The organism is Janthinobacterium sp. SUN100, assembly GCF_030397705.1.
Lineage (GTDB): Bacteria > Pseudomonadota > Gammaproteobacteria > Burkholderiales > Burkholderiaceae_D > Janthinobacterium > Janthinobacterium kumbetense.
In genome coordinates, this window is record NZ_JAPUBU010000001.1 from 2,412,611 (window position 1) to 2,428,644 (window position 16,034).

The following is a 16,034-nucleotide window of genomic DNA, read 5'->3' on the forward strand; positions in this document are numbered from 1 at the left end:
GCAAAGATGACATAAGCAAGTACGTTTTCAGGGCGCAAAAGCGCCAAAAATTTAACCGGTTTTAGGCGTTAAAAATCTGTGTAAAATAAAGAATTCGTATGTATAATTCGGCGACGTCCCGGATACGGCTGGAGCTTTGTGTCGTCATTTTGGGGTTCAGTTGCAAGACAAGAGATGGTATTTGGAGAAAGCAGGCATGAATTTTTCGAACGAGAAAAGTCCCAAGAACTACACAGGCATAACCGTCGTTGTCCTGCTGCACGTTCTCGCGGCTTACGGGATCGCGACGGGCTTGGGCAAGCGGTTGGTCACCAAAATGATGGAACCGGTTGAAACCAAGATTATCGAGGAAGTCAAACCGCCTCCACCGAAGGATCTTCCACCGCCACCACCGCCGCCAGAAATGAAGGCGCCACCGCCGCCATTCATTCCGCCAGTCGAGGTGAACGTGCAGCAGCCGCCGCCACAGCAGAACGTGATTGCAAATGCGACTGCCGTGAAGCCAGCATCGAATGTATTGGCACCGCCAACGCCGCCAGCACAGCCTGCGCCAACTCCTGGACCAGCCAAATCGGTGCGTACACCGGCCGTGGTTGACTTCAGCGTCTGCGAAAAACCGGCTTATCCAAAGTCGTCGCAGCGTAACGAGGAAACCGGTGTGGTGACACTGTCGTTCCTGATCGGTGTAGACGGCAAGGTCGCTGATTCGAAGATCGTGAAGTCCAGCGGCTTCAGGGACCTGGACAAAGCTGCGGTGCAAGGTATCAGCCGCTGTACATTTAAGCCGGCAACAGTTGACGGCAAGCCGGAACAAGGCTGGCAGCAAATGCAATACGTTTGGTCGCTGGATTAAAACCCGAGACAGTTATCCCCTGTCTCACACTATGATTTCGTTGTCATTACGTTCAGCGATCTGTTATTTTTAATTTTGGAGGAAGCATGTTTAAGAATACCCGTTTGTCCGCATTTTTTGCCGCGGTTCTGTTGTCCGTTACCGCTACTACCGCTCTGGTAGCAGCTCCGGCATTCGCTGACGCGCCAGCATCGGCTGCCGCTTCGGCTCCTGCGGCAGACGCTGCACCAGCACCAGTTGCTGCAGATGCCGCCGCTCCAGCAGCAGCTCCAGCCGCTGATGCAGCCGCTCCAGCCAAAACCGAAGAAGTGCACAACCCGTTCGGCCTGTCCGCAGTATGGGACGGCGGCTTCGTGCCACGCGCCACCCTGATCATCCTGTCCATCATGTCGATCGGTAGCTGGTACATCATCATCACCAAACTGCTGGATCAAATGAAGATCTTCAAGCAAGCTAAAGAAGCCGCTTCCAAATTCTGGAAAGCTCCTTCGATCGCTGCTGGTTCGGCAACCCTGAGCGAAGGCTCGCCATTCCGCTTCATCGCTGAATCGGGCACCAAGGCAACCGCTCACCATGACGGCGCCCTGCTGGAACAAATCGATCTGTCGACCTGGGTGACGATGTCGATCCAGCGCGCTTCGGACAAAGTCCAATCGCGCCTGCAAGATGGCCTGTCGTTCCTGGCAACCGTTGGTTCGACCGCACCGTTTATCGGTCTGTTCGGTACCGTTTGGGGTATTTACGGCGCGCTGACCGCTATCGGCATGACCGGTAACGCATCGATCGATAAAGTTGCAGGTCCAGTTGGTGAAGCACTGATCATGACCGCTTTCGGTCTGCTGGTCGCCGTTCCTGCCGTTCTGGGTTACAACTGGCTGGTACGTCGTAACAAATCCGCAATGGAAGACATCCGCTCGTTCAGCGCCGACGTTCACTCGGTCCTGGTTTCCGGCGTAATGTCCACCAGCGAAGCTGGCCGTGCTGCCGGCGCTAAAAAGATCGGATAAGAATCATGTCGATGTCCGTCGGCTCCGACAGCGGAGATGAAGATCAAGTAATGTCAGAAATCAACACGACGCCGCTCGTCGACATCATGTTGGTTTTGCTGATCATTTTCTTGATCACCAGTCCGGTTGTCCTCAAATTGCAGAAAATCGATCTGCCGATTGAGGCCAACCAAGCCCTGCAAACCAAGCCAGAGAACGTCAACATCGTTGTTAACAAGGATGGTGAGATTTACCTGGGCCAGACCAGACTGAGAGACACGAACGAATTGTTCGATTATCTTAAAGTTGAAGCAGTGAAAGTACCGCAGCCGGAAGTACACGTTCGTGGCGACCAAGAAACACGCTACGAATCGATCGGCCGGGTTATTTACACGACCCAACGTGCCGGGATCCAGAAGGTCGGCTTCATCACCGAACCACCTGACAAGGGCTGATAGCGACTGACAGCGGCGTCCCGGCAACATGGGGGCGCCACTGAAGGAAGCTTGCCGGGCGGCAGTTTCGCCCGGTGCTTCGTTGGACTTCTTAAAGGAAACACTATGAGTATGAATGTCGGTTCGGGAAGCGCAGCAGGCGCGGATCCGGAACCAATGATGGAACTGAACATGACGCCCCTCATCGACGTGATGCTGGTGCTGATTATCATGTTGATCATCACGATTCCTAAGCAAAACCACTCGGTGAACCTGAACATGCCGGTCGGCACCCCGCCGCCACCGACAACCGAACCAGTGGTCGTCACGATCGATGTCGATTTTGATGGCACTATCTTGTGGGACAATCAGGTCGTACCTGATCGTAATACGCTGGAAGCCAAACTGAGCAACGTTGCTGCGCAAGCAGATCAGCCAGAAGTGCATCTGCGTCCTAACAAGCTGGTGGAATACAAAGTCGTCGCCGGTGTGATGGCGTCGGCGCAGCGTCTGGGCGTGACCAAAATCGGTCTGGTCGGCAACGAGCAATTCCAGTAAGCTGCAGCAATCAGGTTATCTTTACATCCGAATAGGCAGGACTTCCTGCCTATTCGCTTTTTACTGAAAGACTTTCTCATGTCCAAGTTTCGTCTCGCTCATCTCGGCCTCGTCATGGCCGCTATCGGTTTTACCGCAGCAACTCCCGTAATCGGCCTGGGCTCGCTGGCATATGCCGCGGACACCGTGCGTGCCGAAGTGGGCAAACCATTGCAAGAAGCGCAAAAACTCGCTGGCAGCGGCAAAAACAAGGAAGCACTGGCCAAGCTGCGCGAAGCTGACAGCGTCGGCGGCAAGACCGCCTTTGAAAGCTACCAGATCGAACGCGTGCGCGCCTCGGCTGCCGCCGCCGCTGGCGACAACGGCACCGCCATCAAGGCTTTTGAAGCCGTCATCAATTCAGGCCGCCTGAGCGCCGCCGAAGCCCCCAAATTCACACAAGCGCTGGCAGGCATGTACTACCGCGCCAAGGATTGGCCAAACACCATCACCTGGATCAAACGCTCGCTGAAAGACCGCGAAGATCCACAGATGCGCGAACTGCTGATCCAGACCTACTACGTCAGCGGCAACTTCGCCGAAGCGGCAAAAGAACTGCAAGCGCGTGGCGGCAACTCGGAAGCGAGCCTGCAAATGCTGGCCAACATCCAGTTGAAGCAAAACGACAAGGGCGGCTACGTTGCCACCCTGGAAAAACTGGCATCGAACTATCCGAAAACCAGCTACTGGGCCGACCTGCTGAACCGCGTTTCGGGCAAACCTGGCTTCTCGCAACGCCTGGGCCTGGATGTCCAGCGCCTGCGCCTGGCCAACGGCCTGTTCAGCAAGCCTTCCGAATACATGGAAATCAGCCAGCTGGCCCTGCAAGCAGGCAATCCTGGCGAAGCGCTGAGCATCATCGAGCAAGGCTACAAAAAAGGCGTGCTGGGTACCGGCGCCGATGCGCCACGTCACCAGCGTCTGAAAGACCTGGCCCTGAAAACCCAGGCTGACCTGAAAGCCAACGCAGCCAAGTCGGAAGCGGAATACACCAAGAACAAGGACGCCGACAGCTTGAGCAAGCTGGGCTTCGCTCTGGTCTACGATGGCCAGGCTGAAAAAGGTCTGGGCTTGATGAACGACGCCGTGAAACTGGGCACCGCCAAGTATGCGGAAGAAGCCAAGCTGCATCTGGGCATCGCCTACATCCACGCTGGCAAGAAGTCCAACGCCACGACGGCACTCAAGGCCGTCAAGGGCACGGATGGCGCGGCTGACCTGGCCCGCTACTGGACGTTAATGAATAAATAAGACAACACCGCCAAGGCGTTGTCGGGCAGCTAGTCGAGTGCCATCCAAAAGCGTTGCCAGCATACCCGCCGGCAACGCTTTTTATCATTTCAGCAGTGAAATTCGCCCTACGTCCGCCCTGCCGGGTGTGCATCCCCGAAACAGTCCGTATAATCCCCCTTTTGGCACAGTTTTTCATCAGATTCCTATGAAGGTATTCCGCGGACTTCCCAATGCCCAGGCACGAGCGCCTTGCGCTCTGACCATCGGCAATTTTGACGGTGTCCACATCGGCCATCAAGCCTTGCTGGCGCGCGTGCGCGGCGCGGCGACCGAACTCGGCATTGAAGCGGCCGTGATGACGTTCGAACCGCACCCGCGCGAATTCTTCGCGCAGCGCGCGGGCGACCTGTCCAAGGCCCCGCAGCGCATCGCCAACTTGCGCGACAAGCTGCAATCGCTGGATGACGCCGGCATCGACCGTGTCGTCGTCGAGCACTTCAGCGCCCAGTTCGCCGCCTTGACGCCGCAGGAATTCACGGAAAAAGTCCTCGTCGACGGCTTGCACGTGAAATGGCTGATGGTCGGCGACGACTTTTGCTATGGCGCCCGGCGCGCCGGCGACGTGGCCATGCTGCAGGAAGCGGGCCGCAAATATGGTTTCCATGTAGAAACATTGCCTACCGTGATGAACGGCAGCACGCGCATCTCGTCGTCCGCCGTGCGCCTGGCCCTGGCCGCCGGCGATTTCCCGCTGGCCACGCAGCTGCTGGGCCATCCGTACGCCATTTCCGGCCATGTCATCCACGGCCAGAAACTGGGCCGCACCCTCGGTTTCCCCACCCTGAACCTGCGCGTGGCGCACCGTCCCGCCCTGTCCGGCGTCTTCATCGTGCAAGTGCACGGCCTGGCGCCGCAGCCGCTGCCGGCCGTGGCCAGCCTCGGCGTGCGCCCCACCGTCGACGACAGCGGCCGCGTCTTGCTGGAAGTGCATCTGTTTGATTTCAATCAATCCTGCTACGGCAAGCTGGTGCGCGTGGAATTCCTGGAAAAGCTGCGCGACGAAGAAAAGTACGACGACTTGCCCACCCTGACGGCCGCCATCGAGCGCGACTCGAACCAGGCGCGCGCCTATTTTGAGCAGCGCAGCGGCGCCATTACCGCCACCGACCGAATTTGACGCCGGCCAACTCCGCCGCCTGGCGGCACTTGCCGTCGCAAACCCGCTGCAAAAATATACTCCATACCATTAAAGAAGATTATGTCCGATCAAAACAAGCCAGCCACGCCCAAGCAGAACAAGAAGCCTGAAAGCAAATACCCGGTCAACATGACGGAAACCCCGTTCCCGATGCGCGGCGACATGGCCAAGCGCGAGCCGCAATGGGTACAGCAATGGCAAGACAAGAAAATCTACGAGCGCGTGCGCAAGGCTGCCGCCGGCCGTCCGAAATTCATCCTGCATGACGGCCCGCCGTACGCGAATGGCGATATCCACCTGGGCCACGCCGTCAACAAGATCCTGAAGGACATGGTCGTCAAGTCGCGCTCGCTGGCCGGCTTCGACGCGCCGTACGTACCAGGCTGGGATTGCCACGGCATGCCGATCGAGATCCAGATCGAAAAACTGCACGGCAAGAACCTGCCGACGGCCGAAGTGCTGGAAAAGGCCCGCGCCTACGCCAACGTGCAGGTCGAGCGCCAGAAGAAAGACTTCATCCGCCTGGGCGTGCTGGGCGAGTGGGACAACCCGTACCTGACCATGGCGCACGGCAATGAAGCCGACGAATTGCGCGCGCTGGGCAAGCTGCTGGAAAAAGGCTATGTGTACCGCGGCCTGAAACCCGTCAACTGGTGCTTCGACTGCCAGTCGGCGCTGGCCGAGGCGGAAGTGGAATACGCGGAAAAGCGCGATCCCGCCATCGACGTCGGATTCAAGTTCGCCGAGCCGGAAAAACTGGCAGCCGCCTTCGGCCTGCCTTCCCTGCCGACCGATAACGGTTTCATCGTCATCTGGACCACCACGCCGTGGACCATCCCGTCGAACCAGGCGCTGAACGTGCACCCGGAAGTCAAATACGCGCTGGTGAAAGCCGAGCGCGATGGCCAGCCGCTGCTGCTGATCCTGGCGCAAGACCTGGTCGTCGCCAGCCTGGCGCGCTTCAAGCTCGATGGCACGACTATCGCCACCTGCGACGGCGCGGCCCTGGCCGGCATCAGCTTCCGCCACCCGCTGCATGCGGCCGACGCCTTCTACGACCGCCTGTCGCCCTTGTACCTGGCCGAATACGTGACCACGGAAAGCGGCACGGGCGTGGTGCACTCGGCGCCAGCCTACGGCCTGGACGACTTCATCTCGTGCAAGGCGCACGGCATGAAGGACGACGACATCATCAAACCCGTCATGGGCGACGGCAAGTTCGCCTCGACCCTGCCCCTGTTCGGCGGCATGACCATCTGGGAAGCATCGAAGCCGATCTGCAACGCCCTGCGCGAAGCCGGTGCGCTGTTCGAAGTCAAGATGTTCGACCACAGCTACATGCATTGCTGGCGCCACAAGACGCCGATCATCTACCGCGCCACCTCGCAGTGGTTCGCCGGCATGGACGTGACGCCGAAGGACGGCGGCGCGACCTTGCGCGAAACGGCCTTGAAAGGCATCGCCGACACCGAGTTCTTCCCCGACTGGGGCCAGGCGCGCCTGCACGGCATGATCGCCAACCGTCCCGACTGGACCCTGTCGCGCCAGCGCCAGTGGGGCGTGCCGATGGCCTTCATCGTGCACAAGGAAACGGGCGACCTGCATCCGCGCACGCCGGAACTGCTGGAGCAAGTGGCCAAGCTGATCGAAAAAGGCGGCATCGAGGCATGGCAGGCGCTAGACCTGGCTGACCTGATCGGCGACGAAGCGGCCATCTACGCGAAGAACAAGGATACGCTGGACGTGTGGTTCGATTCCGGCGCCACGCACCAGACGGTGCTGGGCGGCCCGCAAGCACACGGTTCGCACTCGACGCAGCTGCAATTCCCGGCCGACCTGTACCTGGAAGGCTCGGACCAGCATCGCGGCTGGTTCCACTCGTCGCTGCTCGTGTCGTCGATGCTCAATGGCCGTCCGCCATATAAAGCGCTGCTGACGCACGGCTTCACGGTCGATGGCGAAGGCAAGAAGATGTCGAAGTCGCTGGGTAACACGCTGGCGCCGCAAAAGATCTCGGACACCCTGGGCGCGGACATCCTGCGCCTGTGGATCGCCTCGACCGACTACACGGGCGAACTGTCGATCTCCGACGAAATCCTGAAACGCGTGACGGAATCGTACCGCCGCATCCGCAACACCCTGCGCTTCCTGCTGGCGAACACCTCGGACTTCAATCCGGCCACGGACGCCGTGCCGGTGGCCGAGATGTTCGAAATCGACCGCTATGCGCTGGCCAACATGGCCTCGCTGCAAACGCAGATCGAGAACAACTACGCGCGCTACGAATTCCACCCGGTCGTGTCGAAGCTGCAGACGTACTGCTCGGAAGACCTGGGCGGCTTCTACCTGGACATCCTGAAGGACCGCCTGTACACCTCCGGCCTGACGTCGCACGCGCGCCGTTCCGCGCAGACGGCCCTGTGGCACATCACGCAAAGCCTGCTGCGCCTGATGGCCCCGGCCCTGTCGTTCACGGCAGAGGAAGCGTGGGCCGTCTTCGCCGGCAGCGAAGCGTATGCCGCCAGCGATGAAACCATCTTCACGCAAACCTGGTGGCAGCTGCCGGAAGTGGCGGATGCGGCCGACCTGCTGGAGAAATACACGGCCCTGCGCGCCGTGCGCACGGACGTCACAAAACAGCTGGAAGACTTGCGCACCTCGGGCGCCATCGGCTCGTCGCTGCAGGCGGAACTGACGATCAAGGCCGCGCCGATGAAGTACAAGCTGTTGACGACCCTGGGCGACGACTTGAAGTTTGTCTTCATCACCTCGCAGGCAAGCGTGGCCGAAGTGGCCGACGAAGCGGCCGAGGAAGTGGTCGTGGCCGCGTCGACGGCGCCGAAGTGCGAGCGCTGCTGGCACTACCGCAGCGACGTGGGCACGGACGCCGCGCATGCCACCCTGTGCGGCCGCTGCGTCAGCAACCTGTTTGGCAAGGGCGAAGTTCGCCGCTTCGCCTAAACAACGGCGTCAAAATCTGCTGCGCGTCGCGATTTGCGGCCTGCGATGCTCACCGTACTAGAGTACGGTTGCGCTTCTCGGCCACAAATCGCTGCCGCTCGCTACGATTTTGCCCGCCGTTGTATGCTATCCGTCCAACCGCCGCCTGCTGCCAGGCGGCGGCTTTATCTTCCCTGGAAAAATATGGCCACTAAAAACCGTTTTTCATCGAAACCGCAATCGCCGCTGACGCTGTGGCTGGGCATTGCCGCCATCGTCATCCTGTTCGACCAGATCACCAAGATCACGATCCTGAAGACCTTCCGCTATGCGCAGGAAATGGTCATCACCTCGTATTTCAACCTGGTGCTCGCGTATAACAAGGGCGCCGCATTCAGCTTCCTGTCCGACCAGGGCGGCTGGCAGCGCTATTTCTTCACCGGCATCGCCCTGGCGGCCGCCATCTACATCATCTACCTGCTGAAAAAGCACGCGGGCCAGCGCATGTTCTGCTGGGCCCTGTCGCTGATCCTCGGCGGCGCGCTGGGCAACGCCATCGACCGCCTGATGTACGGCCACGTGGTCGATTTCCTCGACTTCCACTGGAAAAGCTGGGGCCATTTCCCCGCTTTCAATATCGCCGACAGCGCCATCTGCATCGGCGCGGCCCTGTTCATCATCGATGAACTGCGCCGGGTAAACAAATAAACACGCAGGAGAACGGCATGGAACTGTCCGGCAAAAAAATCGTCCTGGGACTCTCGGGCGGCGTCGCCTGCTACAAGGCGGCGGAATTGTGCCGCGCGCTCACAAAAGCAGGCGCCTCGGTGCAGGTGGTGATGACGGATGCGGCCAGCCACTTCATCACGGCCGTCACGATGCAGGCCCTGTCCGGCCACCCCGTGCACACGAGCCAGTGGGATGCGCGCATAGCCAACAACATGGCGCATATCGATTTGACGCGCCATGCGGACGCGATTTTGATCGCGCCGTGTTCGGCCGACTTCATGCGCAAGCTGGCGCACGGCGTGTGCGACGACCTGCTGTCGACCCTGTGCCTGGCCCGTCCATCCCACCTGCCCCTGCTGGTGGCGCCGGCCATGAACGTGGAAATGTGGCAAAACCCCGCCACGCAACGCAATGTGCAGCAGCTGCGCGACGACGGTATCAAGCTGTTCGGCCCGGCCGCCGGCGAACAGGCGTGCGGTGAAACAGGCCTGGGCCGCATGCTGGAACCGGAACAGCTGCTGACGGAGCTGATCGCCGCCTTCCAGCCGAAGGTATTGGCGGGCAAGCGCGTGCTGGTCACGGCCGGCCCCACGTTCGAAGCCATCGACCCCGTGCGCGGCATCACCAATCTGTCCTCGGGCAAGATGGGCTATGCGGTGGCGCGCGCGGCGCGCGAAGCGGGCGCCGAGGTGCTGCTCATTTCCGGCCCCACGGCCCTGGACGCCCCCTTCGGCGTGCGCCGCATCGACGTGCAAAGCGCGCAGCAGATGCACGACGCGGTACTCGCCCACGTCGACGGCCAGCATGTCTTCGTCGCCGTGGCCGCCGTGGCCGACTGGCGCGTGGCCAACGCCAGCGAACAAAAGATGAAAAAACAGGCCGACGGCTCCGTGCCCGAACTGCAGTTCGCGCAAAACCCCGACATCCTGGCCACTGTGGCGGCGCGCACCAACCTGGCCGGCTATCCGTACTGTGTCGGTTTTGCCGCCGAATCGGAAAACCTGGTGGAATTCGGCTCGACCAAGCGCGAAAAGAAGGGCATCCCCTTGCTGGTCGGCAATATCGGCCAGAACACCTTTGGCCAGGATGACAACACCATCATCCTGTTCGACGAAGAAGGCCATACCGTGCTGCCGCGCGCCTCGAAACTGAACCTGGCGCGCCAGCTGATTTCGGAAATCTCGAAGCGGCTGGCCAAGAATTCGCTGCTCAAATAACCTTTTACACGACTTAGCTTAGTTAGTTAGATTAATGAAAAATATCGACATCAAGATCCTCGACGCCCGCATGAAAGAAATGCTGCCGGCCTACGCCACCCCAGGCAGCGCCGGCCTGGACCTGCGCGCCTGCATCGACGAGGCGATCACCATCGAAGCCGGCCAGACCGTGCTCATTCCCACGGGCCTGGCCATCCACATCGGCGACCCCTCGTATGCGGCCATGATCCTGCCGCGCAGCGGCATGGGCCACAAAAACGGCATCGTATTGGGGAATCTGGTAGGCTTGATCGACTCCGATTACCAGGGCCAGCTGATGGTATCGACCTGGAACCGGGGCCAGAGCGCTTTCACGCTCAATCCCATGGAACGCCTGGCGCAACTGATTATCGTGCCGGTGCTGCAAGTGGGCTTTAACGTCGTCGAGGAATTCGGCGACAGCGAACGCGGTGTTGGCGGTTTCGGCAGCACCGGCAAACATTAACAGCGACTGACAAACCGTAGCGAGCGGATGTGATTTGTGGCCGGGAAGCGGAGTTGTGCGAATGCACGGGGCCGCCGAGGCAGTGAGCATCGGAGGCCGCAAATCTCGCCGCGCAGCAGGTGTTGTCAGGAGCGACAAGAAGGAATAGTTTATGCCAGGTTTCCGCCATCTGATCACAGCCCCAACTTCGCTGCGCCAACTGGCCACTCCCCTGCTGCTGGCCGGCGCGGCCATGCTGGCCGGCTGTACCACGCCAACGACGCATGTCAGCGGCCCGTTCAACGTGGTGCCGGCGCCCGATGCGCCCGCCCCGACGGCGCAGCAAAAGGCGGCGCAGGAAGAACTGGTGAAGATGGTGGCGCTGCAGGACCGCCTGTCGAAAATCTCGGCGCCCCTGCTGATCAACAATGCGGACCTGTGCAAGACGTATGCGCGCAACCTGCTGGGCTTCACGGCGCAAAACAAGTATTCCTACCCCGGCATCTATGCCGACGCGGCGCAGGCGGCCCTCGGCTACGGCGAACAGATGCAGGTCTCCGGCGTCTTGCCGGGCAGCGGCGCCGCACGCGCCGGCTTGCGCAAGGGCGACGGCTTGCTGGCAGCCGAAGGCAAGCCGCTCCCGGCCGGCCCGAAGGCGGAAGGCCCGTTTGGCGCCATCGTCGGCCCGCTGGCCTCGAAAAGCGCCAGTCTGAACATGACCATCGCCCGCGACGGCCAGCAGCAGGACCTGAAGATTCCCGTCACGCGCGCCTGCGCCTTCCGCGTCGCGCTGGGCAATGCGGACAATATCAACGCCTACTCGGACGGCGCGCGCATCATGCTCACGCGCGGCATGGTCAATGCGGCGCAAAACGACGAAGGCATCGCCTTTGTCATCGCCCGCGAAATGGCGCACAACATCCTCGACCATGCGCGCAGCCAGCGCACGGCAGGGACGGCCGGCAGCATCATCGACAGCCTGGGCGCCGTGCAGCCCGACGTGTCGATGCTGACGGGCGCCGCCGGCATCAAGGCCATGCCGCAGGAACTCGACGTGCAAGCCGACACGCTGGCCATCTACCTGCTGGCGCGCGCCGGCTACAACGTCGACAACGCGGCCCGCTTCTGGCAGCGCCTGGCCACGCAAGTCCCGGCCACAGTCGCCAACGGCTACACGGCCCTGCACCCGGGCACCAACTCACGCATGGCCGCCGTCAACCGCGCCGTCACCGACGTGCGCGCCAAGCAGGCGGCGAAGAAACCGCTCAAGCCTTAGAACGCCTGCCATAAGCTACTGCGCGTCGCGCTTTGCGGTCTGCGATGCTCACTGTGCTCAATCCTGATCAAACAGGGTTTGCTCAGGCTCCCGGGAAGTTGGGGAAGTAGGTGCCCATGATCCAGGTCAGGGCACCGCAGAACACCACGGCTAGAAACAGGACAATGAGCAGCTTGCCGAACTTGGGAATACCCTCTTCTTGCGTCTTGACTTCATTTGACATGAAAATTCTCCGCAGGGTGGTGGAACAGGTAGTATATCCACAATCTTGAATACTTTTCCATACTTTGCCGCAAACATGCGGCATGTAACTCGCGCGCGCCATGGACAGCATCGACCTTGAAGTTCTGAAAACCAGCGCCGCCTGGCTCGCCGCCGGCCGCCGCTGCGAACTCGTCACCGTCATCAAGACCTGGGGTTCCAGCCCCCGTCCCGTGGGCGCCACCCTGGCCATCTGCGACGATGGCACAGTGGTCGGTTCCGTCTCCGGCGGCTGCATCGAAGATGACCTGATCGACACCGTGCGCGTGCACGGCATCGTGCGCACGCGGCCCGAAATCGTCAGCTACGGCATCAGCGCCGACGAGGCGCACCGCTTCGGCCTGCCCTGCGGCGGCACCATCGAACTGGCCATCGAGCCGCTGCATGCGGGCAGCCGCGTGGCTGAACTGCTGGCGCGCCTGGAAGCCCATGAACTCGTCGAGCGCCGCCTCGATCTGGATACCGGCGCCGTCACCCTGCAGCGCGCCACGCCGGGCGCCGTGCTGGCCCTGGAAGACGGGGCGCTCACCACGCAGCATGGCCCGCGCTGGCGCCTGCTGATCATCGGCGCCAGCCAGCTGTCGCGCTTCGTGGCGCAAATCGCCACGGCCATGGATTACCACGTCATCGTCTGCGACCCGCGCGAGGAATACCGGGGCGGCTGGAACGTACCGGGCGTGCCCCTGCTGCACGCCATGCCGGACGACCTCGTGCTGGAATTAAAGCTCGACAGCCGCAGCGCCGTCGTCGCCCTCACGCACGACCCCAAGCTCGACGACCTGGCCCTGATGGAAGCGTTGAAATCCCCAGCGTTCTACGTGGGCGCCATCGGCTCGCGCGCGAATAACGCCAAGCGGCGCGAACGGCTGCTGCAATTCGACGTCAGCGCCGAGCAGCTGGCGCGCCTGCACGCCCCCATCGGCCTGTACATCGGCAGCAAGACGCCGGCCGAAATCGCCATTTCCATCCTGGCCGAACTGACGGCCGTGAAAAACGGCGTGCCCGATGCGCTGCAAATCCAGCACGCGGCCGCCTTGACGCCGCCCAACCCTGACCTCTGCGTGCGCTGAAGCGTGAAAAGCAAGAAACGGGATGCGCCAGCATCGTCCCCCTGATACCTTCCCTGACTTTGGCCCGCCATGACCCTGCTGCACTGGACCCTCCCCCTGCCCGCCGGCTACCGCCGCGACGATGTCATCGCCTTCCACAGCCGGGATACGCAAGCCGTGGCGGAACAAGTCACGCCGACAGGCCTGCGCAAGGGCATCCTGCTTGCCGGCGTCCCCGTCGTACTGGACGTGGCGTTCACGCAGGATGCCGCCATTTGCCAGGCAGACCTCGACGACAGTGACGACACCGTCGCCGACCTGCAAACGCCGCTGCACGGCGCCCTGCTGAACATCCTCGGCCTGCGCATCGACCCGCAGCCGTTCGCGCAACTGGCCGCCGCCGACCCGCTGCTGGCGCCCTTGATCCGCGTCAACCCGGGCTTGCGCATCGTGCAATCGGCCAGCCCCTTCGAAGCGCTGACCTGGGCCATCATCGGCCAGCAGATCAACCTGTCGTTCGCCATTTCCCTGCGCCGCACCTTCATCGTGCAGGCGGGACGCCAGCATGGCAGCGGCTTGTGGTGCTACCCGGAGGCGCGCGACGTGGCGCGGCTATCCGCCGAGGATTTGACGAGCCGCAAATTCTCGCGCGCCAAGGCGGAAACCGTGCTGCGTCTGGCGCATCTCGTCAACGATGGGGAACTGTCGCTGGAGCTGCCCCCTTCCGGCGATGTGGCGGCCATTTCGCAGGCGCTGCTGGCCGTGAAGGGCATCGGCCCGTGGACCGTCAACTATGCGCTGCTGCGCGGCTATGGCTATGCCGACTGCTCGCTGCACGGCGACGTGGCCATCCGCGCCGCCCTGCAAAAGCTGCTCGGCGAAGAGGTCAAGCCGGACATGGCGCGCACGGAGCAGTGGCTGCGCCAGTACGCGCCGCACCGCACCATGGCCGCCGCCCACCTGTGGGCCAGCCTGCACGCGCCGGAAAAAAATATTTTGCCGGCCGGGGAATAAACGGCGGGCGGCACGCGTCTATCCCTTGCAAGCCCCCAAAACCTCAAGGAGACCACCATGCGCTTTACCACTTTTGCCGCCACCGCCCTTTTCACCACCTTGTCCGCCCCGCTGGCCTTTGCCGCCGACGCCATGCCCGCCAACGGCATGCTGGTCAACGCCAGCGGCATGACCGTGTATGTGTTCGACAAGGATATCGCCGACAGCGGCAAGAGCGCCTGCAGCGGCGGCTGCCTGGTGGCCTGGCCCGCCGTCATCGCCACCGAAGCGGCGCCCGCCGCCCCGTATGGCAGCATCAAGCGCGAAGACAACGGCGCCATGCAGCTGACCTACAAGGGCAAGCCCCTGTACCTGTACAAGGAAGACAAGAAACCGGGCGACGCGGCCGGCGACAATTTCAAGAACGTGTGGCACGTCGTCAAGCCTTAAGCACGCCATCCCGCCGCCACGATGACCACGCAAGAGAACAGCCGCCAGCTGCAAGCCTGCCTGCCCGGCCTGCGCCGCTATGCGCGCGCGCTGGCGGGCGCCGCGCACGCGGACGACCTGGTGCAGGACACCGTGGAACGGGCCTGGCGCAAGTTCGACCAGTGGCAGCGCAGTGGCGAGATGCGGCCCTGGCTGTTTTCCATCATGCATAACCTGCACGTGGATCAACTGCGCCGCCCCGGCCTGGCGCTGCAGGAGCTCGACGACGACGCCCTGCTGCCTGCGCCTGAGCGCGCGCCTGGGCAGGCCATCGCCATCGGCGAAATGGATGCGGCGCTGGCCCGTTTGCCGCTGGGGCAGCGCGAAGTCATCCTGCTCGTCGCGCTGGAACAGATGCCGTACGAGCAGGTGGCGTCCACGCTGGGCATCCCCGTCGGCACCGTCATGTCGCGGCTGTCGCGCGGGCGCGAGCGGCTGCGCGAACTGCTCGACGGCCGCCCCGCCGGCAGCCATGGCGCCCCTACCCTGAAAGTCGTGAAATGACAACGCAAGCCATCAGCGAAGCGCAATTGCACGCCCTGGCCGACGGCGTCCTGCCCGAGGAGCAGCGCGCGGCCATCGACGCCCACCTGCGCGCGCATCCCGAGGACGCCGCCAGGGTGAATGCGTGGCGCGAACAGAACCGGCAATTGCGCGCCCTGTTCGATCCCGTGCTGGACGAAGCCGTGCCGCCGGCCCTGCGGCAGGCGGCATTGCCAGCGGCGGCAAACGGTGCCTGGCGCCGCCCCGCCATGCAGGCGGCAGCGGCCATCGTGCTGCTCATCGCCGGCGGCGCGGGCGGCTGGCTGCTGCGCGGCGGCGATGGCACGAGCGCCAGCGCCAGCCCCCTGACGCTGGCGCGCAGCGCCGCCATCGCCCATGCCGTCTACACGCCCGAAGTGCGCCACCCCGTCGAGGTGGGCGCGGCGCAGGAAGCGCACCTGGTGCAATGGCTGTCGAAACGCCTGGGCACGCAACTGCAGCCGCCCGCGCTGTCGCCACTCGGCTATCACCTGATCGGCGGGCGCTTGCTGCCCGGCGATGGCGACGGCCCCGTGGCGCAATTCATGTACGAAGATGGCGGTGGCAAGCGCCTGACCCTGTACGTGGCCAAGGAACGGGCGGGCAGGCAGGAAACGGCTTTCCGCTATACGCAGGAAAAGGACCTGAGCGTGTTTTACTGGATCGACGGCCAGCTCGGTTATGCCCTCTCGGCGAGCCTGCCCAAACGGGAACTGGGCAAGATCGCCGACGCCGTGTACGCGCAGCTGGAGCAGGCCCGCTAAGCCCCTCCATCCAGGCGCAAGTGCGCTGAA

Annotated in this window: 17 protein-coding genes; 16 read left to right on the forward strand and 1 reads right to left on the reverse strand. The window is 62.5% G+C overall.

What is annotated here, in order from left to right:
- The first annotated feature begins 196 nt into the window (after positions 1-196).
- The 11 genes from O0881_RS10660 to O0881_RS10710 all read left to right on the forward strand — a co-directional run bounded on the left by O0881_RS10660 (position 197) and on the right by O0881_RS10710 (position 11,926).
- Positions 197-853: an energy transducer TonB gene (locus O0881_RS10660; RefSeq protein ID WP_289911227.1), complete on the forward strand. Its 657-nt coding sequence runs from the start codon at positions 197-199 to the stop codon at positions 851-853.
- An 86-nt stretch (positions 854-939) separates the two neighbouring features.
- Entirely contained in the window at positions 940-1,860 is a 921-nt protein-coding gene (locus O0881_RS10665) for a MotA/TolQ/ExbB proton channel family protein (RefSeq protein WP_180278707.1), read from the forward strand.
- Between the two features lie 5 nt (positions 1,861-1,865).
- Positions 1,866-2,294: a biopolymer transporter ExbD gene (locus O0881_RS10670; RefSeq protein WP_289911228.1), complete on the forward strand. Its 429-nt coding sequence runs from the start codon at positions 1,866-1,868 to the stop codon at positions 2,292-2,294.
- A 105-nt stretch (positions 2,295-2,399) separates the two neighbouring features.
- A complete protein-coding gene (locus tag O0881_RS10675) occupies positions 2,400-2,831 on the forward strand; it encodes a biopolymer transporter ExbD (protein WP_170840419.1) in 432 nt (143 codons plus the stop codon).
- A 78-nt stretch (positions 2,832-2,909) separates the two neighbouring features.
- Positions 2,910-4,121 carry a hypothetical protein gene (locus O0881_RS10680; RefSeq protein WP_289911230.1) on the forward strand — a complete coding sequence of 404 codons (1,212 nt, stop codon included), beginning with the start codon at positions 2,910-2,912 and terminating at the stop codon, positions 4,119-4,121.
- A 187-nt stretch (positions 4,122-4,308) separates the two neighbouring features.
- Positions 4,309-5,280: a bifunctional riboflavin kinase/FAD synthetase gene (locus tag O0881_RS10685; protein ID WP_077407919.1), complete on the forward strand. Its 972-nt coding sequence runs from the start codon at positions 4,309-4,311 to the stop codon at positions 5,278-5,280.
- Positions 5,281-5,361: 81 nt separating this feature from the next.
- A complete protein-coding gene (ileS, locus tag O0881_RS10690) occupies positions 5,362-8,262 on the forward strand; it encodes an isoleucine--tRNA ligase (protein ID WP_289898672.1) in 2,901 nt (966 codons plus the stop codon).
- A 183-nt stretch (positions 8,263-8,445) separates the two neighbouring features.
- Positions 8,446-8,949, forward strand: coding sequence for a signal peptidase II (gene lspA, locus O0881_RS10695; protein ID WP_077407922.1), 504 nt, complete (start codon positions 8,446-8,448; stop codon positions 8,947-8,949).
- Between the two features lie 17 nt (positions 8,950-8,966).
- Complete coding sequence (gene coaBC / locus O0881_RS10700) at positions 8,967-10,187, forward strand: bifunctional phosphopantothenoylcysteine decarboxylase/phosphopantothenate--cysteine ligase CoaBC (RefSeq protein WP_099666824.1); 1,221 nt, start codon at positions 8,967-8,969, stop codon at positions 10,185-10,187.
- 34 nt (positions 10,188-10,221) lie between these two features.
- Positions 10,222-10,671: a dUTP diphosphatase gene (gene dut / locus O0881_RS10705; RefSeq protein WP_099666823.1), complete on the forward strand. Its 450-nt coding sequence runs from the start codon at positions 10,222-10,224 to the stop codon at positions 10,669-10,671.
- 151 nt (positions 10,672-10,822) lie between these two features.
- Positions 10,823-11,926 (forward strand): M48 family metallopeptidase, encoded by a 1,104-nt coding sequence (locus O0881_RS10710; protein WP_289911232.1) that lies wholly within the window; start codon positions 10,823-10,825, stop codon positions 11,924-11,926.
- An 82-nt stretch (positions 11,927-12,008) separates the two neighbouring features.
- On the opposite strand, the gene O0881_RS10715 is transcribed toward O0881_RS10710, so the two are convergent.
- The gene (locus O0881_RS10715) at positions 12,009-12,149 is read right to left on the reverse strand and encodes a hypothetical protein (protein WP_162835767.1); all 141 of its coding nucleotides are present in this window, start codon (positions 12,147-12,149) and stop codon (positions 12,009-12,011) included.
- Between the two features lie 100 nt (positions 12,150-12,249).
- Between O0881_RS10715 and O0881_RS10720 the strand changes: the two genes are divergently transcribed.
- The 5 genes from O0881_RS10720 to O0881_RS10740 all read left to right on the forward strand — a co-directional run bounded on the left by O0881_RS10720 (position 12,250) and on the right by O0881_RS10740 (position 16,004).
- A complete protein-coding gene (locus O0881_RS10720) occupies positions 12,250-13,257 on the forward strand; it encodes an XdhC family protein (protein ID WP_289911234.1) in 1,008 nt (335 codons plus the stop codon).
- A 69-nt stretch (positions 13,258-13,326) separates the two neighbouring features.
- A complete protein-coding gene (locus tag O0881_RS10725; protein ID WP_289911235.1) occupies positions 13,327-14,250 on the forward strand; it encodes a DNA-3-methyladenine glycosylase 2 in 924 nt (307 codons plus the stop codon).
- A gap of 57 nt (positions 14,251-14,307) precedes the next feature.
- On the forward strand, positions 14,308-14,679 hold the full coding sequence (locus O0881_RS10730; protein ID WP_289911236.1) for a hypothetical protein: 372 nt from the start codon (positions 14,308-14,310) through the stop codon (positions 14,677-14,679).
- Positions 14,680-14,700: 21 nt separating this feature from the next.
- On the forward strand, positions 14,701-15,222 hold the full coding sequence (locus O0881_RS10735) for an RNA polymerase sigma factor (RefSeq protein ID WP_289911237.1): 522 nt from the start codon (positions 14,701-14,703) through the stop codon (positions 15,220-15,222).
- Positions 15,219-16,004 carry an anti-sigma factor gene (locus O0881_RS10740; protein WP_289911238.1) on the forward strand — a complete coding sequence of 262 codons (786 nt, stop codon included), beginning with the start codon at positions 15,219-15,221 and terminating at the stop codon, positions 16,002-16,004. The genes O0881_RS10735 and O0881_RS10740 overlap by 4 nt, the downstream gene beginning before the upstream one ends.
- The last annotated feature ends 30 nt before the right edge of the window (positions 16,005-16,034 follow it).